We start from the raw sequence: 24,676 nt of genomic DNA, 5'->3' as shown, positions 1-24,676 counted from the left end.
GACCGTCTGGTCAAAATTCGCTGCACGTTTTCCATGCAGGCTGAGCAAAAAAGGTGCAGAGCGCGGATTGGGCAGCGATGAATCCCTTTGCTATGATGCGCTGACACCAGAAGGATGAGGTAAACGTGTGAATACCGATGAAAAAAAGCCAACGCGACGTTCGCGTGCGGTCGCAGCGAAGCGGGCCGCCATACTGGAAGCGGCATTGACCTTCTTCTCACAGTTTGGCATTCACGGCACCAGCCTCGATAAGGTGGCCGAGCTGGCCGATGTCTCTAAAACCAATTTGCTCTACTATTTTCCCTCTAAAGAAGTGCTCTATGTGGCAGTGCTTAAGCAGATTCTGGATGTCTGGCTGGCACCGTTGCGCGCGCTGGCGCACGATCAGGATCCATTGGTCGCGATTCGTCGCTACATCCGGCTGAAGCTGGAAGTGTCGCGCGATCATCCTCAGGCTTCCCGGCTCTTCTGTCTGGAGATGCTGCAGGGTGCTCCGCTTCTGAAAGGGGAGCTGGCAGGCGATCTTAAGCAGCTGGTAGATGACAAAGCGGCAATTATTGAACGCTGGATTGATGAAGGACGACTGGCGGGCGTACAGCCGCAGCATCTGATCTTTATGCTGTGGGCCACCACGCAGCATTACGCCGATTTTGCCACTCAGGTTGAGGCCGTTACCGGCCAGACGCTCAGCGATCCGGCGTTTTTCGATCAGGCTGTTGATAACGTGCAGCGCATGATCATCGAAGGGATTCGCGTACGCTAATTCAGGATACATCCACGGTTCAGGTACGGAGTTAATCAATGGATTCTGTTTCGCAGCTGGTGCTGGGTGCCTCAGTCAGTGTCGCAGTGATGGGACGTCGGGTGCCGGTCTGGCAGGCCGCGCTGGTGGGCGGCGTCTGCGGCACCTTACCCGATCTCGATGTCTTTCTTGATCATGGCGATGCGATACGCAACATGACCCTGCATCGCACGGAAACGCATGCGCTGCTCTGGCTCACGCTGCTCTCGCCACTGATTGCATGGCTGGTGGCAGGTCTGTTTCGTCAGCGGGTGAAGTGGGCAGCATGGTGGCCTGCCATCTGGCTAGCGCTGATTACCCATCCGCTGCTCGATTTGATGACGGTGTATGGCACCCAGCTTGGCCTGCCGATCACCGATTATCCTTATGCCATCGGCAGTATCTACATCGTCGATCCACTCTATACGCTGCCGCTGCTGGCAGGCCTGGGCGTCGCGCTCTGGCGGCGCAGTGATAAAGGGCTGCGCGGAAACCGGCTCGGGCTGATGCTGAGTACCCTTTATCTGGTCTGGAGCGTGGTGATTCAGGGCGTCGCAGGCTGGCAGATCAGAGCGTCGCTGGCGGAGCAGGGTATTCCGGACAATAAAGTGCTGGTGACGCCCACGGCCTTTAATACGCTGGTATGGCGCAGCGTGATTATGACGCCGGATCGCTATGGCGAAGTTTACTGGTCGCTGTTGTCGCCCTCACGGCCACTGCAGGTGGCGTGGTATCCGCGTCATCCTGAACTGTTCGACGCCTTTCGGGGCAGCTGGTATGCAGAACGTGTCGCCTGGTTCAGCCACGGCTTCTACGCGCTGCGTGAGCAGGACGGTCAGACGACGATTGCCGACCTGCGCATGGGCGAAGGCGATAAGTATACCTTCACCTTTGGTCTGGGCACGCCTCAGCAGCCCGATCCCCGGCCGCAGCGCTTACCTAATGAACGCCCCTCTTTATCCGCCATTTTCTCTGCGCTGGGCGATCGCCTGTAAAAAAAAGCCCGGTCATCTGACCGGGCTTTGTTCATGATATTACCGATTAGCGGCTACGACGATTACGCAGCATCCAGCCCACACCCAGCAGGGCAAACCAGAGTGGCGTAACCATCAGCGCCTGGCGCGTATCTTCCTGCAGCGTCAGCAGCACCAGCACAAATGCGAAGAATGCCATGCAGACCCAGCACATGAATTTGCCCAGCGGCATCTTAAATGCCGACTCCGCATGGCGCTGCGGATGCTTTTTACGGTAGGCCAGATAGCTGCACAGAATGATGGTCCAGACGAACATAAACAGAATGGCCGAGACGGTGGTCACCAGCGTGAAGACCTTCATTACATCCGGGATCAGGTAGATCAACGCCACACCAATCAGCAGGCACAGGCAGGAGAAAAACAGGCCGGTAGTCGGCACCGCACGGGCAGAGAGTCGGCCAAAGGCGCGGCTGGCCACACCCTGCTGCGACAGGCCATAGAGCATACGGCTGGTGGAGAAGATGCCGCTGTTGGCTGAGGAGGCGGCAGAAGTCAGCACCACAAAGTTAACGATACTCGCAGCCGCAGGCAGACCAATCAGAACGAACATCTCAACAAACGGACTGCGATCGGCCATCACCTGGGTCCAGGGCGTTACCGCCATAATCACCATCAGCGCCAGCACGTAAAACATAATGACCCGCAACGGAATCGCATTAATCGCGCGCGGTAACACTTTATGCGGATTGTGGGTTTCAGCCGCTGCCGTGCCCACCAGTTCAATGCCGACAAAGGCAAACACCGCAATCTGGAAGCCGGCAAAGAAGCCGCTGAGGCCTTTCGGGAACATGCCGCCGTGATCCCAGATGTTGCTGAGTGACGCTGTGCCGCCGCCCGGTGAGGGGTAGTGAATCGATACCAGCACAATCCCGGTTACGATCAGTGCCACAATGGCGACGATTTTAATGATCGCAAACCAGAACTCCATCTCGCCAAACAGCTTGACGGTGGCAATATTGAGCGCCAGAAAAACCACCACGCAAAGCAGGGCGCTCATCCAGATCGAGAAGCCCGGAAACCAGAGCTGGAAATAGGCGCTGATTGCCACCACGTCGGCAATGCCAGTTACCACCCAACAGAACCAGTAGGTCCAGCCGGTAAAGTAGCCGGCCCACGGGCCAAGCAGATCAGCGGCAAAATCGCTAAAGGATTTGTACTCAAGGTTGGAGAGCAGCAGCTCCCCCATGGCGCGCATCACAAAGAACAGCATAAAACCGATGATCATATAGACGAAAATGATCGAGGGGCCAGCCAGGCTGATGGTTTTACCGGAACCCATAAACAGGCCGGTACCGATAGCGCCACCAATGGCGATCAGCTGGATGTGACGATTGTGCAGATTGCGCTGGAGTTTATCGGGCGTCTCGTGGGTGCTTGCGGTTTCTTTAGATTGATCAACCATAGAATTGTCTTTCCTGTCGTGATGTTGTGTTCAGCTCTGCTGGCTGTTAGTCAAGGCGTCTGCCTGAGGGCAAGTCGGCATAAGATAGAGGAAGAGAGCCGGAATCGGGTAACGCTTTTTTACCAATTGTGATGCCTGCCGTCCCGGAAGCGGCAATAAAGCGCGATTTTGTTCAAACCTTCGTCAGCCTGGGTAATTATTCATCACGTTATGTCAGTCAGGCGGCGTGAAGGGCGATGCGCTTCTACACTTTTTGTTTGCTAATCATCATGCTGCGAGAGGGACTATGCGCACGCTTATCCTGTTTTTGCTATTGCTTGCGCTGGGATGGGTCAGCTTACCCTGGCTTAAGCAGCATCTGCCGCCGCAGTTTAATCCCTTTACGCCACTCTCTGTTACCGATCCGCCGGGCTGGATGACGCAGATTAAGATGAAAAGGCTGGCCAGCGATCCTGACGCATGTCTGGCGGTGATGCGCCGCGCTCAACAGGCGGGCTGGGTCAGCTTCAGCGAGCGTCCGGACGTCACGGGTCACTGTCCGCTCAGTCATCCGCTGCGGGTTCAGAAATTTGGCCCGGTCAGCCTCAGCAGCAGCTTTCTGGCCAGCTGTCCTATGGCCGTCGCCAGCACCATGTATGCTCTGCGCAGTCGTGAACAGACCGCCAGAGAGATGCACAGTCCACTGGTACGAATTACGCATGTCGGCAGTTACGCCTGCCGTAATATTTATCATCGTGCCCAGGGGCGGCTCAGTGAACATGCCACCGCCGATGCCTGGGATGTGACAGGCTTTCAGCTGGCTGATGGTCAGCGGCTTGAGGTCAGTCGTCACTGGCAACAGCCGGAAGAAAAAGCGGCAATGCTTCATACGCTGTGGCGTGGCGGCTGTGAGGTATTCGGCAATGCGCTGGGGCCGGACTATAACGCCGCTCACGCCTCACATTTTCATCTGGGTATGCGTGGTGCAGGCTACTGCCGATAAATCATCAGACAGGATTAATACCGTGTTTGATTAAGAAATGTTCTTATGGTGCCAGTAAAACCCATCCAGTTATCATTGCTGAACCTGAACCCTTACTGAAATAGTCTGACAACAGGTCAGGATGCGCATAAAAAAGCCGATTTCAGGGCCATCTGTAAGAATAAAACGATGCCTGCGGGATAAAACCCATGTGCAGATTCTCAGCCTCATTTGCTCAGCGCCTGCTGGCGGCATGATGAAATTATTTCACGGTTGCGCTGGCAGAAATAAGGGAAAGGTATCGCATAAATAAAGCGTGCGTGATTGAGAAAAGAACGGATTTTTCCTGCAAATTTATTTTCATATGATTTAGTTGCGTGACTATCGGGAAAGTGATTTAACTGATTAAAATAGAGTCAGTGTTGAGCATTACGCCATAAATAGTGATCTCCGCCACGTATTGCGGTCAGACAGCAGAGTAAGTAAAGGCGACTTTTACGGACGCGCTGTCCTGGATCAGGTATTCGCAGTCAGATAAGTCGATAAACCACAGCAGCATGTGAATCGACGGGCACAGAGCATGGTCGGGCAGGGAAGACCAGAAAAGGTTTATTAAACAGCACATCGTTACGCTTACAGGGCTGCCACTGAAAACCGGGACAGGTCTTTCACCGGCAAGCGCGTGGCGCGGGCAGCATGCCGGTTAGCTGTCTCAACAGACGCCACAGGGGCTGAGGGGTCGTCTGACGAAACCGGTCCTGATGCTGCAAAGAGAGAGCCGGGCTTATTTCCTGATAAAAAATATGTCAGAAATTTGTCACTGCCGCTTCGCTTATAACGGAGTAATTAACGCCTTGTTTACTCGTTATTTACCCAACAATCAGCATCGCGATTCAATATTTTCAGCAGACGTTTCGGGTCTGAGATAAAATTGCACTGGAGGTCAGGGATTGAAATCCTATCAGAAAAATCTTATTCTCCTGGGGTGATTGAAATTGCTGTGATCGGCCTCACCTTGTAAAGGCAGGAACACTTTTTCACTCCGCTCCAACGGTGAAAGGTTAAATGCGCTGTAGATCGCGACAGATTCGTCCTGAACGATAAATTAATTTTCTTCTGCAAATTTATTTTATCCGATGAATCCGAATGAATATTACCGGAAGGGCGAGTGAAATTAACGCTGAGGCAATATGAGCACTGAAAATTATTTCGCCTGGCGAGCTGAGGCGAAAGAACAATTTCAGGCATTAACGGTTTCTTCTGAATTGAAGCCGTTATTGCAACAATTTATTGAATCATTAGGCTTCGATTATTTTGCCTTTTTGATTCAGCACCCGGTGCCTTTTACCCGACCGCGTATTCATTTACATAGCACCTATCCCAAACTATGGGTTAAACGCTATGAGAAGCAGAATTATTACGCTGTCGATCCGGTGCTCAGGTTGTGTCAGCGACCGGGCAGAGGCATGGCGTGGACGGAGGAACTGTTCGCTGACGCCGGCAATTTGTGGCGTGAGGCGAGAGAATATGGGCTGCAGAGCGGATTTTCTTGCTCTGCAATGGCACCAAATCGCGTCATTGGTATATTATCTATATCGTCGCAACAGCCCATTTCTGTCCAGCTCTGCCATGCTGAGCTGGAGGTGAAACTACACCTTTTAGCGGAACTAAGTCTGGATACGCTGGAACGCTTTAGCGATGATGCAATGATGGTACTAAAAAAAGAGTTTAGTCAGCGCGAGCTGGAAATTTTGAAATGGACAGCCGAAGGAAAAACGGCGGTCGAAATTTCACTTATTTTATCCATCTCTGAACATACCGTTAACTTTCACCAAAAAAATATGCAAAAGCGTTTCAATGTTTCCAATAAAACGCAGATTGCCTGCTATGCAGCGGCAATCGGACTGATCTGAACATTAAGCAACGGCTACATTTCGCTGTTCCTTTGCACAGGTCTGTTGTCTATTCTGCGCCGGGACTTTGCCAGGCTGGCGCAAAGAAATCATTGCAAACATGGGGATGTCAGAGGCGCATGATGAAAATAGTGCAAACGCAATTAAAGGATATGCCATCCTCTTTGCTTGCCGAACTCGGCAGCTACCGATACAGCGTCTTTGCGCGCGGCGAAGGGTGGTCAATTCCGCCACGTCTGAGCACGCCAGGACAGGAATATGATCGCTACGATCGTTCAGATGTCACCTGGCTGATCGCATGGAATGCGCGGGAGGGCATCAGCGGCTGTGCGCGTCTGATGCCCTGGTTCGAACCTGAACTGAGTGAAGGCATCGTACTGCCTTTCAGCCATGAGAAAGTGTGGGAAATGTCGCGCTTCTCGGCACGGCTGGATGTGGACGCTGAACTGCCACTGAATATTCTCTGGCACGCCGTGCAGCTGGCAGAATTGAACGGTATGGAATACATCATCAGTTCGGCAACGCCGATGCTGGAGAAGATGTTTGAAGAGCATCAGGTGGTGTATGAGCCGCTGACGCCGGGACTTATTCTGTCAGAAGATAATCTGTTTGCGATCCGTATTCCGGTGGTTCAGCCAGCGCTGGCTGAAAAGTATCGGGGAACGCGGCGCTTTAGTCCGGAAGAGGTGCTGCCTACGCTGGGCGTTTCGGTTAACTGGCAGGCGCACAGTTAATTAATTTGCCCCCGCGGCTGTGGGGGCAAGCAAGCTTACTGACGGTAGGCTGTTTTGATCTGCTTAATGGTATTGCTGAATACTTCCGCCTGAGGCTTGTCGCCCAGCGTCTGTACATAGCGTTCCATGTTGATAATCACTTTGCCGGCATCAGCCTGGCCCATACCTTTCAGGATCAGGGTGATCATCATCTTCAGACCCGCGATTTCATCCGCTAATTTCCGGGCTTCCTGCGAAGTTGCAAAATCTTCATCGCTCATGCGTTTCTCCTTGGTGAATGACAATGTGTCGGCAATCTGTCCGAACAGCAGTGCGTGAGTATATCACAGGGTCAGTAAGTTGCTGGAGCAGCCGGTTCGCTTCGCTATAAACAGCTGGTTTCTCCAGTACAACTAATCAATCGCTGAAAGTAATTACAGGTGTTGCCGGGCCAGATATCACAAGGGCCTGCAGCGATAAGGCACAGCAAAGTCTGGTGTTAATACCATGAAATAGTAAGAGTTTAAGGATTATTCAGTACGCCTGTCGGTTGTAAGAAATCTCTGTTATTGCTGGCTGCACGGGGCTGGAAATCGTTATGCGAAGCGTCGACTGTTTTGCTTTGTTGATGTGCTTTTGAGGTAAAAGCGGGTATGATTATCGCCTGTATTCGTTAATTGATTCCTCTTTTTTTAGCCTCTGGAGTTTCCCCGTTGATCAGTGTGCTTCTTGTTGATGACCATGAACTTGTCCGTGCCGGAATCCGTCGCATCCTGGAGGATGTCAAAGGTCTGGCCGTGGTCGGAGAGGTCAACTGTGGCGAGGATGCCGCTAAGTGGTGCCGTGCCAATCAGGTTGATGTGATCCTCATGGATATGAACATGCCGGGCATCGGTGGACTGGAGGCGACGCGGAAAATCGTGCGTTACAATCCCGATATCAAAATCATCATGCTGACCATTCACACGGAAAATCCGCTGCCTGCGAAAGTGATGCAGGCGGGGGCTGCAGGCTACCTCAGTAAAGGGGCTGCGCCGCAGGAGGTGATCAATGCGATTCGCTCGGTCAATGCCGGACAGCGCTACATCGCTTCAGATATCGCCCAGCAGATGGCGCTGAGCCAGATTGAGCCACAAAAAGCGGAATCCCCCTTCAGCTGTTTGTCGGAAAGGGAATTGCAGATTATGCTGATGATCACCCGTGGACAAAAGGTGACGGAAATTTCCGAGCAGTTAAATCTCAGTCCTAAAACCGTTAACAGTTACCGCTACCGGATGTTCAGCAAGCTGAATATCAGTGGCGACGTAGAGTTAACGCATCTGGCCATTCGACATGGCCTCTATAATGCGGAGCCGTTAATCAGTAGTGAATGACGTTTTTGATTCCAAAGCCTTTCTGAGTACGGTAACCAGCAAGCCCGGTGTTTACCGCATGTATGACGCCTCAGGCACCGTCATCTATGTGGGCAAAGCCAAAGACCTGAAGAAGCGTCTGACCAGCTACTTCCGCACTCAGGTCGGCAGCCGCAAAACCGAAGCGCTGGTTAGTAATATCCAGCACATCGATGTCACCGTAACCCACACCGAAACCGAAGCGCTGCTGCTTGAGCATAACTACATCAAGCTCTACCAGCCGCGCTACAACGTGCTGCTGCGCGACGATAAATCTTACCCTTACATCTTTCTTAGCAGCGATACTCATCCGCGGCTGGCGATGCACCGTGGTGCAAAGCATGCCAAAGGCGAATACTTTGGCCCGTTCCCCAACGGCTATGCGGTGCGTGAAACGCTGGGACTGCTGCAAAAAGTTTTCCCTATCCGCCAGTGCGAAAACAGCGTCTACCGCAATCGCTCCCGGCCCTGTCTGCAATATCAGATTGGCCGCTGTCTGGGTCCCTGTGTCGCGGGACTGGTCAGTGAGGAGGAGTATGCACAGCAGACCGATTACGTGCGCTTGTTCCTGGCGGGTAAAGACGATCAGGTTCTTAACCAGCTGGTCAAACGGATGGAAGAGGCGAGCACGGGCCTGCGCTTTGAAGAGGCGGCACGCCTGCGCGATCAGATTCAGGCTGTGCGACGGATCACCGAAAAGCAGTTTGTCTCGAATCAGGGTGATGACCTTGATGTGATGGGTGTGGCTTATGAAGCGGGCATGGCCTGTCTCCACGTGCTGTTTATCCGTCAGGGCAAAGTGTTAGGCAGCCGCAGCTACTTCCCGAAAGTGCCCGTCGATACCGATCTGGCTGAGGTCGTTCAGACCTTTGTCGGGCAGTTCTACCTGCAGGGCAGCGAGGCACGTACGCTGCCTGGCGATATTTTGCTGGACTTCACCTTGCCAGAGCGTGAACTGCTGGCTGAGTCGCTCAGTGAGCTGGCCGGACGTCGGGTGAGTATTCAGAGCAAGCCGCGCGGGGATCGCGCCCGTTATCTCAAACTGGCGCGCACCAACGCCGCGACGGCGTTAACCACGCGTCTGTCACAGCACTCCACAATTCATCAGCGGCTGATGGCGCTGGCGGAGTTTCTTGAGCTGGACAAAATTAAACGCATGGAGTGTTTCGATATCAGTCATACCATGGGTGAGCAGACCATCGCCTCCTGCGTAGTGTTCGACCAGAATGGTCCGCTGCGTGCCGATTATCGTCGCTACAACATCAGCGGCATTACGCCGGGTGATGACTACGCCGCCATGAATCAGGTGTTACGCCGCCGTTATGGTAAAGCCATAGAAGAAGATAAGATTCCGGATGTGATTCTGATCGATGGCGGTAAAGGCCAGCTGTCTCAGGCGAAGCAGGTCTTCGCGGAACTGGATGTGCCCTGGGACAAAAGCCGGCCGATTTTACTCGGCGTAGCGAAAGGCAGCGATCGTAAAGCCGGACTGGAAACGCTGTTCTTTGAAGCGGAAGGTGAGGGCGTTTCGCTGCCACCCGATGCACCAGCGCTGCATGTGATCCAGCATATTCGTGATGACGCTCACAATCATGCCATTTCAGGCCACCGTAAAAAACGGGCCAAAGTAAAGAACACCAGCGCACTGGAAAGCATCGAAGGGGTGGGGCCGAAACGGCGTCAGCAACTGCTTAAGTACATGGGGGGCCTGCAACCGCTGATGAACGCGTCGGTGGAGGAGATCGCCAATGTACCCGGTATCTCACATGCTCTGGCAGAAAAAATATACTACTCGTTGAAACACTAGCATTGAAACGGGGGGGGCAATGTAGGAACATAGGCTAAATTCTACCTATATCCAGACAGTTACCGGCATATGCAATTAAACATTCCGACGTGTCTCACCCTGTTTCGAGTCGTGCTCATCCCGTTCTTTGTGCTGGCTTTCTATCTGCCGTTCACCTGGGCGCCGCTGGCGACTGCACTGATTTTTGTTTTTGCTGCCATCACCGACTGGTTTGATGGCTTTCTGGCGCGCCGCTGGAAGCAGACAACACGCTTTGGCGCGTTTCTCGATCCGGTAGCGGATAAAGTGATGGTGGCCATTGCGCTGGTGCTGGTGGCGGAATATTTCCACGCCTGGTGGATTACGCTGCCCGCCGCCACCATGATTGCACGCGAGATCATTATCTCTGCGCTGCGTGAATGGATGGCGGAGATTGGTAAACGCAGCAGCGTGTCGGTTTCCTGGATTGGTAAAGTGAAAACCACTGCCCAGATGTTCTCACTGTTTGCCTTGCTGTGGCGTCCTGATGCGACCGTCGTGGCGATTGGTGTGGTGGCGTTATACATTGCTGCCGTGCTGACTTTCTGGTCTATGTTCCAGTATTTAAGCGCCGCGCGCGGCGATCTGCTCGAACCGTGATCGATACGATTTAAAAAGCAGCAAACGGACGCGCTGTGAGGATAATTTTATTGACTCATTGCGTCATCTAAGTAGAATGCATCGCATCGAACGGCAGCCAGGCTGCCATAAGATAAATAAAATCAGCAGGTTCGACGAAATTGCTGAATTGCGGGAATAGCTCAGTTGGTAGAGCACGACCTTGCCAAGGTCGGGGTCGCGAGTTCGAGTCTCGTTTCCCGCTCCAGATTCGCAGGTCAGGTTAACCTGACGGCACATCAGTTTAAGGCGCGTTGGCAGAGTGGCTATGCAGCGGATTGCAAATCCGTGTACCTCGGTTCGACTCCGGGACGCGCCTCCAGTTACACCCTGCCCGGGTGGTGAAATCGGTAGACACAAGGGATTTAAAATCCCTCGGCTGTAAGGCTGTGCGGGTTCAAGTCCCGCCCCGGGCACCATATTTCTGCCGAAGAAAATCTAATAAAATAAAAGCAATATGCAGTAATGTCGTAACCGCCCAAGGGCGGTTTTTTTGTGCCTGCTATCTGGCGGATACGGCGACTGCAACCTCCGTTTAGCGGTATAAGCCGGCATCAGCCCCGGGAGCTGAATACCAGCTCATCATCAGTGTCACTCACCAGCACCATCCGTTGCGCCTCACCACTGGAAGAGACAAAGGTCACTTCATGGCCGATGCTGATATCATCAAAGGCGTCGGTTGGCTGTGACTGCTTCCGGATCTCCAGTACCATCCGCGAGGGATAGGGTTTATCATTGACCGTATCAATATGATAATTGGCGGTAAAATTCAGTTCGGGTTGATCAACCACATAAAATTGTCCTGACGGCATAGTCTTGACCTCTGCAAAATGTTGGCCATAAGTCCCGGTCGGAACAGGCTGCCTGAAACTTAAGGTTAGCTGAATAATCAATGCCTACAGGCAGCAGCACCTCTTTTTTGATTTCATACGACGGTTGCAATATACCTGCCGCTTGCGCTTGCCTGGTCAGAAAGTCGTACTACGCTTCTTGTTCACACAGCGCGGCTTTTCCAGGCACGCCATTCGGGCATGGTATAAAGGTATTACTGCAACTCTTAACGGGTTGACGATGCGGGTTCAACTCCTGCTGCCCGGTCCCTCTCCTGCATCTACGTTAACGCCAGCCTGGCCCTTTTGGGTTTCTGCCGATCCATCCCAATTACATCCGATTTCACTCATTTTTGCGGCCTGTGTCGAACTCTGTAACCTGTTGAAACGTTGTGGTTTACCGTATTGTGGTGACTATTGTTTGCCGTCGCAGAGAATTAATGCCAATGATTACACCTTTTACACCTGACTTAACTGAACCGGCGGCCCCTCCGGTTATCGGTGTTGTCGCCAGCCAGTTGCTCAATCCGTATCAACAAAAAATGCTGGACGAAGTGATGCGCCAGCTTAACGCGCGCGGTGTTATCTCGGTGCTACTGAGTGCCGAAACCGACGTCACACTAACCACACTCATCCGGCAGGCTACACCGCTCGGGCTGCGTGGTTTGCTGTTACTCCCCGGTAACCGCTTAACTGATGCCTGCCATTTGCCGGTGCTTCAGATTGACGCTGAGCCTGAGCTGCAGGGGGATGCACTGCGGGCGGGTGAAGTGACAGCGGAATTATTGCTTAAACAGGGGCATCAGCGGTTTGGCTTTATGCAGGGTCAGCCAGGCGAACTGGCGCAAAAACAGGGCTATCGCGCCTCTCTGCTGGCGGCAGGCATGGCGCTGAACGCCGAACTGACTGTGGGTAGTGATGATCGCGACTGCGCTTATCAGGCGATGATGTCTTACCTGAAAAAGACACGTGCTGCTGAGCGTATCCAGGCACTCTTCTGTGAAAGCGATCTGATGGCCTTTGGTGCAATGCAGGCGATTCGGGATTTTGGTCAGGGTATCCATCTGGCAGTGGCAGGTTTTGGTGATAGTGAGGAAGCCCGTAGCTCAACCTGGCATCTTACCAGCTGGTCACCTGACATCCGGCAGATCGCTGGCCGCGCGCTGGATCGCTGGCTGGGACAGCAGGCAGGCAACAGCAGTGCTGAAGAGCAGGGGCAATTACAGCGGCGTCACTCTCACGCAGGCAAAGTGCTGCCGGGTGAGATGTCAGCCTGCGGCTGCGCCTTCCGGCATTAACCAGCCCGCAACGCAGGCTGGCAGAATAATGTCAGGCCTGCGGTTGTCCTGCCGGGCCGCTGCCGCCGGGTGCGCCCACCGGCTGCTGCCCGCCAGGTGGTGGCGGTGGCGGGGCATCTCTGCCCGGTGGCGGCGGTGCACAGGCCGTAAGCGTGGCGAGGATAGCCAGTGTGGATAACAGATAAGCAGTACGTTTCATCGTAATTCCCCGATCAGGTAAGCGGAACGTTGAGTATAGAGAATTGCAACAAAACCGCCCGGACAGGGCTAAATCATCAACACGCATGGCAAATTGTCGACGATTATTTGAGACGCCTCGCAACTCGTGCATGCTGGCAATGCGTTTCAGGCTGGAGCGCGCTAAGGTAGCGCTTCATTTAAGAGGAGTCGTTATGAATGGCATGATGAAGTTCGTCCGCGGGTGGCTGGTGTTCTCTGTACTGTGGGGCGTATTCATGTGGTTTATGTCATGGCATCAGCAGGGCAAAGAGCCTGGTCTGGCGATTCTGACAAGTCTCTACGCCGGTTTAATCTACCAGGCGCTGATTACCATGGTTGGCCGCTACCGCGCGCGGCGGCAACAGGCTGAGTGAGTTCTGCTGCCGGAGAGGCAGCAGAACTGGGTTTTTAGCCGAAATTACCGGTCAGGCGCTGATGGAAGTCCGTGCTGCGTGGATCCAGCCCCTCAATGGTTACCTCTGCGCCATAACGCTGATAGCGATACTCAATGCCATCCAGCGCCGCGACGCTGGACGCATCCCAGATTTGCGCGTGCGTTAAATCGATAGTGACCTTTTTAGGGTCATGGGCATAATCGAAATGCTCGAACAGATCGTTGCTGCTGGCGAAAAACAGCGGGCCGCGCACCACATAGCGCACCGACTCGCCATCTTCGCTCAGCTGACGCTCCGCATGAATAACGTGCGCAATACGGCGGGCAAACAGCAGCATAGCCAGGATTACCCCAGCCAGAACGCCCAGTGCCAGATTACCTGTCCAGACAGTCACCGCTACCGTCAGCACCATAATCAGCGTCTCTGACCACGGCATACGTTTCAGGGTAGCGGGTTGCAGGCTATGCCAGTTAACGGTTTTCACGGCCACCACCATCATGATCCCGGCCAGTACCACCATCGGGATTTGCGCCATAATCCGGCTCAGTCCGGTCACCAGTAACAGCAGCACCAGACCGGCGGCCACGGTGGAAACCCGGCTGCGCGCCCGGCCCAGTTCAACATTGACGATGGTCTGACCTATCATCGCGCACCCGGCGATACCGCCATAAAAACCCGCCAGAATATTCGCCACGCCCAGGCCCCAGGATTCACGACGCTTACTGGAGGGGGTATCGGTCAGGTCATCGACCAGTTTGGCGGTCAGCAGTGACTCCATCAGCCCGACAAAGGCGATGCTCAGGGCCGTGGGCCAGATAATCTGCAGGGTCTGCAGGTTAAGTGGCACCAGCAGGCTGTTAAAACCGGGCAGACCGGGACTCATCGGCCCTTCATCGCCCACGTTCGGCATGCGATAGCCCATTAGCAGCGCGACGGCAGTCACTACCACAATGGCAACCAGCGGTGAAGGAACACTTTTTATCAGACGCGGCAACAACAGCACGATAGCCAGTGTGACGGCAAAGAAGATCCACACCAGTGATGATTGTCCCCAGACGTGCGGCACCTGAGCAAAGAAAATCAGCACCCCGAGCGCATTCACAAATCCCAGCATCACCGAACGGGGAATATAACGCATCATGCGCGCCAGACCAGCCACACCAAACAGAATCTGAATGACGCCGCCCATCACCACCGCAGGCAGAATATATTCAACGCCGTGCAGATGGACCATCGGCCCGATAACCAGCGCCACTGAACCCGCAGCCGCTGTTACCATCGCCGGGCGTCCGCCCAGTATCGACAGGGTCAGGCAAAGCACCACCGAGGCGACGAGGCTGACTTTAGGGTCTACACCGGCAATAACGGAAAAGGAGATCACTTCAGGGATCAGCGCCAGCGCGGTAATCACCCCGGCCAGGCATTCGCGGGTCAGCAGCGCAGGCGAACGCAGAACGCGCCCTACACTGATATCGCCCGCCACAACGTCGGTTGCGGCAATATCATTGGTTTGAGTCATAAAGGATTGCAGGCTCTTTAGTTATTTTGCTCCCGCGCGAGGGGCGGGAAGATCAGGATAAACAGTGAGGGGCAGATAGTACCGGGCGACTGGCGAAGATACCAGAAAAAGGCGGATGACTCCCTCCGTGGAGTCGATGCTACAGTGAAAAATCGTCCGGGGTTTTATGGACCACCAGTTCAAGCAGCTGTCGGTAGATATCCAGTAATTCCCTGTCGCTTTCCAGCTCCAGCCGATGAATAAGCTTTGAGATAATCGCTTTATTATTCACTGGCATGCCTGACTGCAAAATTTCTGCAACCAGGATACCCAGCATCTCCATCTCGCTGGCGGGTTTATTGGCGGCAGGATTAAAATAATCAGCAATTTCCTGATTGGTCCGGGGAAGAATATATTGCATGTGTAAGCCCTTCAGAACAGCCCGATTCCGGTTCGGATGTCAGGACAAAAGCGATCAAAAAAACCACCGCATGGACAGATGCGATGGTACCAGTGTCACAAATTGAACAGAAAAAATAACCTCTGAAGGTGGAAATCCACTGACACCTTCAGAGGCGACGCAAGTGCATCATTCGTTACAGAGTCGCATGACAACTCGTGGCAGTAAACTTATACAATGAAGCCCAATCTGTACAATCGGATTCTTTAACAAAGTGTGCTATTTGGCACTTATCAGCAGCTTATAAGGACTATTCCGAAACGAAAGCTGTACAAGTAACCTGTACAAACGGCCGGGCCAAGGGGCGGGAGGGGAAAAACAGGAAGCCATGGCCAGCTTCCCGCAAAAAGATTAGCTGAATAGCGCCAGTTTTGCCGTCAGCTTTCGCAGAGCTTTTTTATCGCCGACGATGGCGACGCCCAGCAGGCGCCACTGCTGACGCGGTTGCTGTCGCAGGACGGCGCTCAGCGCCTGATAATCGGTGGTGGTCTGACCCTCTTCCGGAAACAGCACCAGATCGTATTCAGCCTGTTCGCACTGTTCCCGCAAGGCACTGAGCTGCTCGTCAGTCGCGGCCAGCACCGGAATGCCGGTGGTGATCAAACCGGGAGAAGGGCGCCTGTCAGCATCCTCCAGGGTGTCGCCAACCAGCGCCGGATGTCGCTGTCCCAGGGTTAATGCCATCACGGCGGCAGCATTGGTGGCTTTGCCAGGCGGCAGAGCGGCATTGAGTATCATTACACAGCGTGGGTCTTGCATTGCGTTTCTCCTGACTAAAAAAAACGCATTGTGGCAAGTGGCTTAACCCAGGTCTGGAAGATTTGTGCAGGCGTGCTGATAACGGGAAGGGGTAAGCTGGCAGGCGCGTTTGAACCAGCGGCCCAGGTGACTCTGATCGGCGAAACCCAGCGCGGCTGCCACATCGGCGACGGGCTGGCCCTGCGCCAGCTGACGACGCGCCTGGCTCAGCCGCCACTGCACCAGCCAGGCGTGGGGCGGTAAACCCCAGTGAGTCTGGAACAGGCGCGATAACCGGAAGCGATCCACCTGCAGGTGCTGCGCCATCTGCTCCAGGCCGGGATTATCCGCATGATGGGCAATCAGCCAGTCACGTGCCTGCAGTGCCAGCCGCGCATTTTTATCCGGGGGCTGAGCGGGCAGTGACCACTGCCGGTGCGGGATGAGCTGACTAAACATCCGGTCCAGCGCCGCCTCTTTGATGATGGCGGGATGGTTGTGCCACAGCGCATCAAACGCATGCCAGACGGCATAAGCCAGTGGACGCTCGTCGCGCAGCGTGGCGGCAAAACGTAGCTCACGCAGTGAGGGTTTATCAGCCAGCATCGGAGCCAGGTGCTGCGAAATCTGCTGCGGCGAAAGATAGAGCATCCGGTAGGTAAAACCGCTGTCGTTGATGGCATCACCGTCATGCAGCTCCTCCGGCTCCAGCATAAAGACCGTGCCTGGTCGGCTCTGATGCTGTTTGCGCCGCGAATGAAACTGCTGTACACCTTGCTCGGTCACGCCAATCAGATAACTGTCGTGCCAGTGAGGATCATAGGCGTGTCCGGTAAAATGGGCGCGTAGCGCCTCAATACCGCTGACGGCGTCACGGCGCAGATCGACCCAGTTTGCTGATGCCTGTTTCATGTTATCCGGCTCCCGGTTGCGGCCTCTGGACATTCTGCCGCGATCCACTAATTTTTAACAGACCGGACGCTTTTCATTGGCGTTTCGCTTTGCGTATAATAACGTCACCACTCAATTAGAACTCTTACTATTAGGCTGCTAACATTTGTCTCAGCACACGCGTACCTTTACCCACTTATTGCATCTGACCGCACATGCCTGGCGCCTGGCGGTGGATCGTCACCTTAAAGATAGCGGCTTAAGCATGAGCAGCTGGATGGCCATCGGGCTGATTGCCAGTGAGCCGCAACGCATGACCCAGACCGAGCTGGCACAGCTGCTGGGGCTGGAAGATGCCAGCATGGTACCGCTGGTGGATCGGCTGGTGAAACAGTCACTGCTGATGCGGGTACAGCCGCCAGAAGATCGACGTAAGCGTCACCTGGTGCTGACTGATAAGGGTAACGAAGCGTTCGCCAAAGTGAAAACCGAGGCTGACGCACTCCGTACTGAAATGCTGGCCGATATTGACCCTCAGGATCTGGCCGTGACCGAGCGCGTATTGCAACAACTCCTGAGCCGCATGGGAAGTATGTAGCAGTGGCAAAGCGAAATCCCTACGCTGCACGCGAGTGGTTGCCGCACGAAAAACCGATGCTGCCGGGATCGCCCTCGACGCCGCTGCATCCGATGCCAAAACGCCTGGCGTTTGGCCTGATCGGTTTACTTATCTCGCTGACCGGTGCGCTGAGTAACGCGCTGGTCACGGCGAATCTGGTCAACCTGCAGGGTACCTTTGGTGCCTGGTCGAATGAGATTGCCTGGCTGCCTGCGGTCTACGTGATGGGCAACATCTCTATTAACCTGCTGCTGGTGAAATTCCGCCAGCAGTTTGGCCTGCGTGTCTTTACCGAGGCGTTTCTGGTGCTGTATGTACTGGTGGCGTTTTTCCATCTCTTCGCCAACGATCTCAGTTCGGCAATCATTGTGCGCACCGCTCACGGTATGGTGGCTGCGGCGCTCAGCTCTCTGGGCATCTACTATCAGGTACAGGCCTGGCCTGCGAAACATCGGCTGAAAGCGCTGGTGATTGGCCTGACGGTATCGCAACTGGCTATCCCGCTGGCCCGCTTATTCTCTTCGGAATTACTGCAGCTCAACGAGTGGCGCGGCCTCTATCTGTTTGAACTCGGCCTGGCGCTGATTGCGCTGGGCGGGGTACTGCTGGTGAAACTGCCACCGGGCGATCGCATCAAAACCTTTGAAAAGATGGATTTCGTCACCTTTATCCTGCTGGCACCCGGTATGGCGCTGCTGTGCGGCGTACTGACGCTGGGCCGTATTGAGTGGTGGTTTACCACGCCCTGGCTCGGTATCTGTACCGCGATCGCCCTGACGCTGATTGTCGCTGCGATTGTCATTGAGCATAACCGGCGCAACCCGCTGATCAATACCCGCTGGCTCAGCAGCGGCATGATGGTGCGGCTGGGCATTGTGATGATCATGATCCGTATCGTACTGGCGGAACAGAACACCGGTGCAATCGGCTTTCTGCAGCAGATTGGCTTGCAGAACGATCAGATGCGCGGTCTGGCGCTGGCGATCATGGCCGGGGTTATTGCGGGCATCGCCGCCAGTGCGCTGACTATCAAGCCCAATCATCTCAACTGGCCGATTGTCACCTCGCTGGTGGTGATGATTATCGCCTCGCTGATGGATGCGCAATCCAGTCCACTGACCCGCGCCAGCAATATGTATTTCAGTCAGTTTCTGCTGGGCTTCAGCAGCGCCTTTTTCATGGCGCCCGCGATGCTGATGGGTATTGGCAGCGTGGTGACTCAGCCGAAAAATCTGGTGAGCTTTGTGGTGCTGTTTGGCATGAGTCAGAACCTCGGCGGGCTGATCGGTTCCGCTATTCTTGGCACGTTTCAGGTCTGGCGGGAAAAATATCACTCCAGCCTGCTGGGCGATCAGCTCTCACTGCTCGATCCCAACGTCACCGAACGGCTCAGCCAGTATAATGCGCTGTTTAATTCGCTGGTGGGTGACGACGTTCTGCGCGGCGCGCAGAGCACCAGCCAGTTACAGGTAATCGCCACGCTGCAGGCCAACGTGCTCGCTTATAACGACACCTACCTGTTAACCGCTGCGCTGGCACTGGTCACCCTGATGTGGGTGATCTGGCGTTTGACCCGTCGTCGTTATCTTGACTGGCGTCAGGCGCAATTTAACCTGCGTGAGCAGCAACAGCTGGCCGCATTACAGGAATCAACGGAGAAACAATGAGTCAGCAGGATGAGCTTCAGGCGGCGGAACGCGAACGCGCGAATCGCCGCCGTATTCTTTCTATCGCCGCAGGTAGCGGCATTGTGGTGATTGGTGTACTGGTTATTCTTTACGCCTGGCAACTCTGGCCCTTCACCAGCGCAATACAAAGCACTGAGAATGCCTATGTGCGCGGTCAGGTGACCTTTATCAGCCCGCAGGTTAATGGCTATCTCACCTCAGTCGAGGTGATCGATCTGCAGCCGGTGAAAAAAGGGCAGTTGCTGATGACGATTGACGACCGTATCTATCGCCAGCGGGTGCATCAGGCGCAGGCGCAGCTGGCGATGAAGCAGGCGGCGCTGAACAATAACCTGCAGCAGCGTCGCAGCGCAGAAGCGACCATCCAGAGCAATAAAGCGGCACTGGAGAATGCCAAAGCACAGGCGCTGAAAAGCGGCTTCGATCTGAAGCGTGTCGAAAATCTCACGGCGGATGGATCCCTGTCAGTGCGTGAGCGCGACGCCGCCCGGGCCGCAGACGCCCAGGCGCAGGCACAGGTTCGTCAGGCTGCGGCGCAGATCGCCGTCGCCCAGCAGAATCTGCAAACCGTCATCGTTAACCGTGACGCGCTGAAAGGCGATGTCGACAGCGCCCGCGCCGCGCTGGAGCTGGCGGAGATCGATCTGGCGAATACCCGGATTACCGCGCCCGATGATGGCCAGCTCGGCCAGCTGGCGGTGCGCACCGGCGCCTATGTCACGGCAGGTACGCGCCTGACCTCGGTGGTGCCTAATCACAAATGGATTATCGCGAATCTGAAAGAGACCCAGCTGGCAAATATTCGTCCTGGCCTGCCGGTGACGATTCGGGTCGATGCGCTGGATGGCAAACGCTTTACGGGTCAGGTTGAATTTATCTCTCCGGCCGCAGGCTCAGAGTTCAGCGCGATTTCGCCCGACAACGCCACCGGTAACTTCGTGAAAATTGCGCAGCGCATTCCGGTTCGCATCCGCATCAATGACCAGGATATGCATCAGTTACGCCCGGGTATGTCGGTCGAAGTCAACATCGACACCGCCGCACAACCCGCTGGTGAGGGTGCGCCATGATGCGGCGCGGCTTAATGGTAAGCGCACTGGCACTCCTTCTGACCGGCTGTGCCACGCAGGTTGAAAAGGCACCGGCCTCTCTGCCGATCCCTGACGCCTGGCGCAATAGTGTCGGGCCATCTGCTGCGCCGGAGGCGGAGTGGTGGCGCGCTTTTCATGATGAAAATCTCAACCGGCTGGTGACGCAGGCGCTGCGCAATAACCCTGATATCCTCACGGCGCGATCCCGGGTTGACCAGTATCGCGCCCAGCTGCGCGCCACGCAGGGCGATAACTTTCCGACCCTGAGCGCCGGTGTGGCCGCGACCCGTGAGCGTACCCTCTCGTCAGTGACGGGCCAGCCCTATGAAACCGATATTTTTCAGGCCTTATTACAGGCGAACTACGAGGTCGATCTCTGGGGAGCACGCAGCAGCAGCATCACCGCATCGCAGGCGAGTCTAGCGGCGCAGCAGGCCGCCGCGTCTGCCGCCGAGCTGACCATCGCCAGTTCGGTGGCGTCAGGTTATCTCAACCTGTGCGCGCTGGATGAGCAGTTACGGGTCACGGAGGCAACGCTGGCGACCCGCAACAATTCGCTGAAGCTGGCACAGCGTCAGTTTGAAACCGGCTACACCTCCAGGCTGGAGTGGATGCAGGCCGCCTCGGAATATCAGTCGGCCAAAGCGCAGATGCCCCAGTTGCAGCACCAGATCACTCAGCAGGAGAATGCGCTGAGTCTTCTGGTGGGTATGAACCCGCGCAGCATCGCCCGTCGTCAGCAGTTTGACCAGATTGCACCGCAGCGGATGCCGTCACTGCTGCCATCCGAGCTGCTCAATCGCCGTCCGGATATTGTGCAGGCTCAGCGTCAGTTACTGGCCGCAGATGCCAGCCTGGCATCGTCGCGCGCTAAGCTGCTGCCTGGGCTTAACCTCACTGCGACCGGCACTCTGCAGAGTTCGGTTCTGCACCAGCTCGCGGATGATCCGTTCCGGCTGTGGAGCGTGGGCGGCAGCATCCTGGCACCGCTGCTGAACCGTGAAGCGCTGACGGCGCAGGTGGATGTCTCAATGGCGACGCGCAATCAGGCACTTTATGGCTATGAAAAAGTGGTGCGCAACGCCTTCTCGGAAGTTAACGATGCAATAGACGCCATCAGGCAGCGTGAGGCACAACTTCAGGAGCTGCAAAAGCAGGAAGCCTATGTAACGGAGGCGCTGCGCATTGCCCGCAATCGCTATCAGAACGGCTACGCCTCCTATCTGGATGAACTGGATGCGCAGAGAACCCTGTTTTCAACGCAGCTGAATCGGGTGACTGTCAAAAATAACCTGCTGCTGGCGCAGATCGATCTCTACCGCGCGCTGGGCGGTGGCTGGACACCCGCCTCCACACAGTAATCCCCAGACCGATCCAGCCGCAGCCAGAGTTTCTGCGGCAGGGATCGGCCTCTGCGCTGTCGCGGCGACTGCGTATATTCCCCGCTTTAATCCCCCAAACAACCCCCTAAAACCCATGCATACTTCTGCTTACCTGTCTTTACATTCGGTGGTATCATGCGCGGGTTTTAAGCCAGCCAGACGGAAAAGCGCACTGAAAGCTTAGCCTGCGCGAGGCGGATTAACCGTTTAACTTACTGATATAAAAATAAAAGAAGGGATTCATCATGAATAAAAAAACTATTTTCGCACTGGCCGTGGTCGCTGCGTTATTAACCGGCTGTGCGCGCACTGCGCCGATTCATAACGTGAATCAAACGCTCACTCAGCGTTACAGCGACAACCAGATGAAACTGGCGATCATCGAAGCGGGTATTGGCCGGAAATGGGTGATGACTCCCGTTTCGCCTGGCGTGATCAATGGTCGTCTGGCCCAGCGTGATTTCGTGGCGACTATTCGCATCACGTATACCAGCCAGAACTACCGCATCGATTATGTCAGCAGTGAGAACCTGAAAGCGGAGCAGGGCGAGATCCACAATAACTACAACCGCTGGATTGCCAATCTCGATCAGGATATTCAGTTACGACTCTCTGCTCTTGCCGCTCAGTAATGCGTGCGCTGTCGCAATGATGTGTCGACAGCCGATCAAAGCATAAAGATCTCCGGCAGCCGGCCGACAAATCAGATGAGCTGCTATTGCTGAACCACTGAGTAACCCTCTACCGTGAAGGCCTGATGCGGAATCGGCAGAGGGTTTCCCGGACGCACTTTTTTTGCAGAGGGCCGGGATGACGCCCCGATGAACGCCGACGCCACACATATGACAAAAAGAGTGTTGAGATGAGACTCGCTTACTCACTGGTCGACTGGCAGGCTCTGGCTCCGGGATTACACGGGGGCGAGGGCTGGCAGCACTGGGCGCAACAGGGCACCGTCATAGACCCTAAAGAGGCGATGGCAAAGCCGCAATTTTTACCGATGATGACAGCACGTCGTCTGAGCGGCGGCAGTCGTGCGGCGGTAGAGTGTGGGCTGGCGCTGCTTGCGCGTCAGCAGGTTGACGCTATCGTGTTCACCAGTCGTCACGGTGAACTGGAACGTAATCTGCGTATCCTCACTACGCTGGCCGATCAGCAGTCAATGTCACCCACGGATTTTGCCATGTCGGTTCACAATTCGGCGGTCGGCAGCCTGACCATTGCAGCCAAAGCACCACTGGTCTCCACCTCAATCGCCGCCGGAGTCGACTCGTTTCAGCAGGGATTGATCGAAGTCAGCGCGCTGCATCAGGCGGGTTATCAGCAGGTACTGCTGGTCGATTTCGACGGCATCGTGCCTGACTACTATCTGCCGTGGCTGCCGGAACAGCGTGTGAACTTTCCCTATGCGGTGGCGCTGCTGCTGCGCCCGGGCGACCAGCTGCACTGCACTGGCCGTGCTGGCAGAGAGGAGAGGGCAGAAACAGGGTTACCGCAAAGCCTGCGCTTTCTGCAGCAGTGGCTGGCGGAATCGCCCACCTTCAGCCTGCCGGGCGAACGCCTGACATGGCACTGGGAGAGGCATCATGGCTGATTGTTCACAACCGGCGCACTACACCGGCAGCCGTATGAACTATTGCTGGCGGCTGGTGATGACGGCGGTGAGTTTTACGCTGTTTGGCATAGGCGGGCTGCTGCTGTCGCTGATTGGCTTCAACCTGCTGCTGCTGGTACAGCGCGATTCGCTGCGCCGCCGCCTGCTGGCCCGACGCGCTATCGCCTTTAGCTTCCGTTGCTTTCTGCGATTCTGCCGGATGACCGGGGTCTATGACTACCGGATTGAAGGCGCAGAGCTGCTGCAACAGGATCGCGGATGCCTGATTGTCGCTAATCATCCATCACTGATCGACTACGTGATGATCGCTTCGGTACTGCCAGAGATGGATTGTCTGGTTAAAGCCGATCTGCAAAAGAACCCCTTTATGCGTGGGGTGATCCGCGCCGCGGACTATCTGATCAACAGTGAAGCGGAGACGCTGTTGCCGGACAGCCAGCAGCGACTGGCGCGCGGCGACAATATCCTGATCTTTCCGGAAGGCACCCGCACCCGCTACGGTCATCCACTGACTCTGCAGCGCGGGGCAGCCAATATTGCGGTGCGCGCCGGATGCGATCTGCGTGTGGTTCACATCACCTGTAGCCAGCGTATGCTCGATAAACAGAGCCGCTGGTATCAGATTCCGCCGGTTAAACCGCTGTTTACCGTGCGTGTACAAACGCGAATCGACAGTCAGTCGTTTTGTGAAAGCAATCCCGACGCGCAGCCGCTGGCCGCGCGTCGCCTGACCCGCCATTTACAGCAGGCGCTGGTCCCCCAGAACAGGTAAGACGAAAACCGGTATGGATTCATTAATTAACGATATCAAACAGATGATTATCGACACGCTGAACCTTGAAGATCTCAGTCCCGATGATATAGAGACCGACGCTGCACTGTTTGGCGACGGACTGGGGCTGGACTCTATTGATGCACTGGAACTTGGCCTGGCAGTGAAAAATCGCTACGGCGTGGCGCTGTCCGCTGAGAGTGAAACCCTGCGCGCCCACTTTTTCTCTGTTGCGACGCTGGCTGCGTTCGTCAACCAACAGCGCGGCTGAAAGCGGAGACAACCTTATGATGAACAAAGAACAGATCTATCAGGAAGTGGCTTCGCTGCTGACCAGCCTGTTTGAAATTGCGCCTGAGGATATCCATTCCGAGGCACGTCTGTATGAAGATCTCGAACTCGACAGCATTGATGCCGTCGATATGGTGGTTCATCTGCAAAAACGTACCGGCCGTAAAATTAAACCGGAAACCTTCCGCGCCGTGCGCACCGTGCAGGATGTGGTGGATGCCGTGGAACAACTGATGCGCGAAGACGCCTGA

Annotated in this window: 27 protein-coding genes and 4 tRNA genes; 23 read left to right on the top strand and 8 right to left on the bottom strand. The window is 55.2% G+C overall.

Going from position 1 to position 24,676, the window contains the following annotated elements:
- The first annotated feature begins 127 nt into the window (after nucleotides 1–127).
- Both rutR and OK412_RS11175 read left to right on the top strand, forming a co-directional pair.
- The gene (gene rutR / locus OK412_RS11180; protein ID WP_003849991.1) at nucleotides 128–763 is read left to right on the top strand and encodes an HTH-type transcriptional regulator RutR; all 636 of its coding nucleotides are present in this window, start codon (nucleotides 128–130) and stop codon (nucleotides 761–763) included.
- 38 nt (nucleotides 764–801) lie between these two features.
- On the top strand, nucleotides 802–1,776 hold the full coding sequence (locus OK412_RS11175) for a metal-dependent hydrolase (protein ID WP_061901596.1): 975 nt from the start codon (nucleotides 802–804) through the stop codon (nucleotides 1,774–1,776).
- 46 nt (nucleotides 1,777–1,822) lie between these two features.
- Here OK412_RS11175 and cycA read toward each other — a convergent pair whose 3' ends face one another.
- Nucleotides 1,823–3,217 (bottom strand): D-serine/D-alanine/glycine transporter, encoded by a 1,395-nt coding sequence (gene cycA, locus OK412_RS11170; RefSeq protein ID WP_022625909.1) that lies wholly within the window; start codon nucleotides 3,215–3,217, stop codon nucleotides 1,823–1,825.
- Between the two features lie 286 nt (nucleotides 3,218–3,503).
- Between cycA and OK412_RS11165 the strand changes: the two genes are divergently transcribed.
- From OK412_RS11165 to OK412_RS11155, 3 genes are all read left to right on the top strand, one after another.
- Nucleotides 3,504–4,199: an extensin family protein gene (locus OK412_RS11165; protein WP_010669801.1), complete on the top strand. Its 696-nt coding sequence runs from the start codon at nucleotides 3,504–3,506 to the stop codon at nucleotides 4,197–4,199.
- A gap of 1,169 nt (nucleotides 4,200–5,368) precedes the next feature.
- Nucleotides 5,369–6,091, top strand: a complete 723-nt coding sequence (gene sdiA / locus OK412_RS11160) for a transcriptional regulator SdiA (RefSeq protein WP_022625907.1) — start codon at nucleotides 5,369–5,371, stop codon at nucleotides 6,089–6,091.
- 122 nt (nucleotides 6,092–6,213) lie between these two features.
- Complete coding sequence (locus OK412_RS11155) at nucleotides 6,214–6,825, top strand: acyl-homoserine-lactone synthase (protein ID WP_029518973.1); 612 nt, start codon at nucleotides 6,214–6,216, stop codon at nucleotides 6,823–6,825.
- Between the two features lie 35 nt (nucleotides 6,826–6,860).
- Here OK412_RS11155 and OK412_RS11150 read toward each other — a convergent pair whose 3' ends face one another.
- Nucleotides 6,861–7,085 (bottom strand): DUF2594 family protein, encoded by a 225-nt coding sequence (locus tag OK412_RS11150; RefSeq protein WP_003849983.1) that lies wholly within the window; start codon nucleotides 7,083–7,085, stop codon nucleotides 6,861–6,863.
- 432 nt (nucleotides 7,086–7,517) lie between these two features.
- Between OK412_RS11150 and uvrY the strand changes: the two genes are divergently transcribed.
- From uvrY to OK412_RS11120, 6 genes are all read left to right on the top strand, one after another.
- Nucleotides 7,518–8,177 (top strand): UvrY/SirA/GacA family response regulator transcription factor, encoded by a 660-nt coding sequence (uvrY, locus tag OK412_RS11145; RefSeq protein WP_010246608.1) that lies wholly within the window; start codon nucleotides 7,518–7,520, stop codon nucleotides 8,175–8,177.
- Nucleotides 8,170–10,002 carry an excinuclease ABC subunit UvrC gene (uvrC, locus tag OK412_RS11140; protein WP_010246606.1) on the top strand — a complete coding sequence of 611 codons (1,833 nt, stop codon included), beginning with the start codon at nucleotides 8,170–8,172 and terminating at the stop codon, nucleotides 10,000–10,002. Before uvrY ends, uvrC begins: the two co-directional genes overlap by 8 nt.
- Before the next feature lie 69 nt (nucleotides 10,003–10,071).
- Entirely contained in the window at nucleotides 10,072–10,620 is a 549-nt protein-coding gene (gene pgsA / locus OK412_RS11135; protein ID WP_010246604.1) for a CDP-diacylglycerol--glycerol-3-phosphate 3-phosphatidyltransferase, read from the top strand.
- Nucleotides 10,621–10,770: 150 nt separating this feature from the next.
- Nucleotides 10,771–10,846 (top strand) — tRNA-Gly (locus tag OK412_RS11130).
- Between the two features lie 40 nt (nucleotides 10,847–10,886).
- Nucleotides 10,887–10,960 (top strand) — tRNA-Cys (locus tag OK412_RS11125).
- Nucleotides 10,961–10,970: 10 nt separating this feature from the next.
- A tRNA-Leu gene (locus tag OK412_RS11120) sits at nucleotides 10,971–11,057 on the top strand.
- Between the two features lie 135 nt (nucleotides 11,058–11,192).
- On the opposite strand, the gene OK412_RS11115 is transcribed toward OK412_RS11120, so the two are convergent.
- Complete coding sequence (locus OK412_RS11115) at nucleotides 11,193–11,429, bottom strand: hypothetical protein (protein WP_223565690.1); 237 nt, start codon at nucleotides 11,427–11,429, stop codon at nucleotides 11,193–11,195.
- A 234-nt stretch (nucleotides 11,430–11,663) separates the two neighbouring features.
- On the opposite strand from OK412_RS11115, the gene OK412_RS11110 reads away from it, so the two are divergent.
- Together OK412_RS11110 and OK412_RS11105 are read left to right on the top strand one after the other, a co-directional pair.
- Nucleotides 11,664–11,736 (top strand) — tRNA-OTHER (locus OK412_RS11110).
- Nucleotides 11,737–11,914: 178 nt separating this feature from the next.
- Nucleotides 11,915–12,766, top strand: coding sequence for a substrate-binding domain-containing protein (locus OK412_RS11105; RefSeq protein WP_033779447.1), 852 nt, complete (start codon nucleotides 11,915–11,917; stop codon nucleotides 12,764–12,766).
- A gap of 31 nt (nucleotides 12,767–12,797) precedes the next feature.
- Here the strand turns inward: OK412_RS11105 and OK412_RS11100 are convergent, their stop codons facing one another.
- The gene (locus tag OK412_RS11100; protein WP_010246480.1) at nucleotides 12,798–12,965 is read right to left on the bottom strand and encodes a hypothetical protein; all 168 of its coding nucleotides are present in this window, start codon (nucleotides 12,963–12,965) and stop codon (nucleotides 12,798–12,800) included.
- Between the two features lie 193 nt (nucleotides 12,966–13,158).
- Between OK412_RS11100 and OK412_RS11095 the strand changes: the two genes are divergently transcribed.
- Nucleotides 13,159–13,359, top strand: coding sequence for a DUF6404 family protein (locus OK412_RS11095; protein WP_010669807.1), 201 nt, complete (start codon nucleotides 13,159–13,161; stop codon nucleotides 13,357–13,359).
- Between the two features lie 34 nt (nucleotides 13,360–13,393).
- Here the strand turns inward: OK412_RS11095 and OK412_RS11090 are convergent, their stop codons facing one another.
- The 4 genes from OK412_RS11090 to OK412_RS11075 all read right to left on the bottom strand — a co-directional run bounded on the left by OK412_RS11090 (nucleotide 13,394) and on the right by OK412_RS11075 (nucleotide 16,988).
- On the bottom strand, nucleotides 13,394–14,899 hold the full coding sequence (locus tag OK412_RS11090; protein ID WP_022625901.1) for a SulP family inorganic anion transporter: 1,506 nt from the start codon (nucleotides 14,897–14,899) through the stop codon (nucleotides 13,394–13,396).
- Nucleotides 14,900–15,038: 139 nt separating this feature from the next.
- Complete coding sequence (locus OK412_RS11085; protein WP_010246474.1) at nucleotides 15,039–15,299, bottom strand: biofilm/acid-resistance regulator YmgB/AriR; 261 nt, start codon at nucleotides 15,297–15,299, stop codon at nucleotides 15,039–15,041.
- A 390-nt stretch (nucleotides 15,300–15,689) separates the two neighbouring features.
- The gene (locus OK412_RS11080) at nucleotides 15,690–16,097 is read right to left on the bottom strand and encodes a DUF2000 domain-containing protein (protein WP_010669809.1); all 408 of its coding nucleotides are present in this window, start codon (nucleotides 16,095–16,097) and stop codon (nucleotides 15,690–15,692) included.
- A gap of 42 nt (nucleotides 16,098–16,139) precedes the next feature.
- A complete protein-coding gene (locus tag OK412_RS11075) occupies nucleotides 16,140–16,988 on the bottom strand; it encodes an AraC family transcriptional regulator (protein WP_060679910.1) in 849 nt (282 codons plus the stop codon).
- A gap of 145 nt (nucleotides 16,989–17,133) precedes the next feature.
- On the opposite strand from OK412_RS11075, the gene OK412_RS11070 reads away from it, so the two are divergent.
- The 9 genes from OK412_RS11070 (at nucleotide 17,134) to OK412_RS11030 (ending at nucleotide 24,676) form a co-directional block, all read left to right on the top strand.
- On the top strand, nucleotides 17,134–17,565 hold the full coding sequence (locus OK412_RS11070; RefSeq protein WP_010669811.1) for a MarR family winged helix-turn-helix transcriptional regulator: 432 nt from the start codon (nucleotides 17,134–17,136) through the stop codon (nucleotides 17,563–17,565).
- 2 nt (nucleotides 17,566–17,567) lie between these two features.
- Nucleotides 17,568–19,253 (top strand): MFS transporter, encoded by a 1,686-nt coding sequence (locus OK412_RS11065; RefSeq protein WP_029518976.1) that lies wholly within the window; start codon nucleotides 17,568–17,570, stop codon nucleotides 19,251–19,253.
- Nucleotides 19,250–20,344 carry an HlyD family secretion protein gene (locus tag OK412_RS11060; RefSeq protein ID WP_010669812.1) on the top strand — a complete coding sequence of 365 codons (1,095 nt, stop codon included), beginning with the start codon at nucleotides 19,250–19,252 and terminating at the stop codon, nucleotides 20,342–20,344. Before OK412_RS11065 ends, OK412_RS11060 begins: the two co-directional genes overlap by 4 nt.
- A complete protein-coding gene (locus OK412_RS11055; protein WP_413629123.1) occupies nucleotides 20,341–21,726 on the top strand; it encodes an efflux transporter outer membrane subunit in 1,386 nt (461 codons plus the stop codon). Before OK412_RS11060 ends, OK412_RS11055 begins: the two co-directional genes overlap by 4 nt.
- Nucleotides 21,727–21,992: 266 nt before the next feature.
- Nucleotides 21,993–22,379 carry a hypothetical protein gene (locus tag OK412_RS11050; protein ID WP_122458916.1) on the top strand — a complete coding sequence of 129 codons (387 nt, stop codon included), beginning with the start codon at nucleotides 21,993–21,995 and terminating at the stop codon, nucleotides 22,377–22,379.
- Nucleotides 22,380–22,609: 230 nt separating this feature from the next.
- Nucleotides 22,610–23,341: a beta-ketoacyl synthase chain length factor gene (locus OK412_RS11045; RefSeq protein ID WP_022625896.1), complete on the top strand. Its 732-nt coding sequence runs from the start codon at nucleotides 22,610–22,612 to the stop codon at nucleotides 23,339–23,341.
- Nucleotides 23,334–24,134 carry a lysophospholipid acyltransferase family protein gene (locus OK412_RS11040; protein WP_022625895.1) on the top strand — a complete coding sequence of 267 codons (801 nt, stop codon included), beginning with the start codon at nucleotides 23,334–23,336 and terminating at the stop codon, nucleotides 24,132–24,134. Before OK412_RS11045 ends, OK412_RS11040 begins: the two co-directional genes overlap by 8 nt.
- 13 nt (nucleotides 24,135–24,147) lie before the next feature.
- Nucleotides 24,148–24,405 carry a phosphopantetheine-binding protein gene (locus OK412_RS11035; RefSeq protein ID WP_010669816.1) on the top strand — a complete coding sequence of 86 codons (258 nt, stop codon included), beginning with the start codon at nucleotides 24,148–24,150 and terminating at the stop codon, nucleotides 24,403–24,405.
- A 16-nt stretch (nucleotides 24,406–24,421) separates the two neighbouring features.
- Nucleotides 24,422–24,676 carry an acyl carrier protein gene (locus OK412_RS11030; RefSeq protein ID WP_260057843.1) on the top strand — a complete coding sequence of 85 codons (255 nt, stop codon included), beginning with the start codon at nucleotides 24,422–24,424 and terminating at the stop codon, nucleotides 24,674–24,676.

The organism is Pantoea sp. JV6, from assembly GCF_025910055.1.
Taxonomy (GTDB): domain Bacteria; phylum Pseudomonadota; class Gammaproteobacteria; order Enterobacterales; family Enterobacteriaceae; genus Pantoea; species Pantoea agglomerans.
The sequence above is the reverse complement of the archived record's forward strand: the minus strand, read 5'-3'. Positions and strand labels throughout refer to the sequence as shown.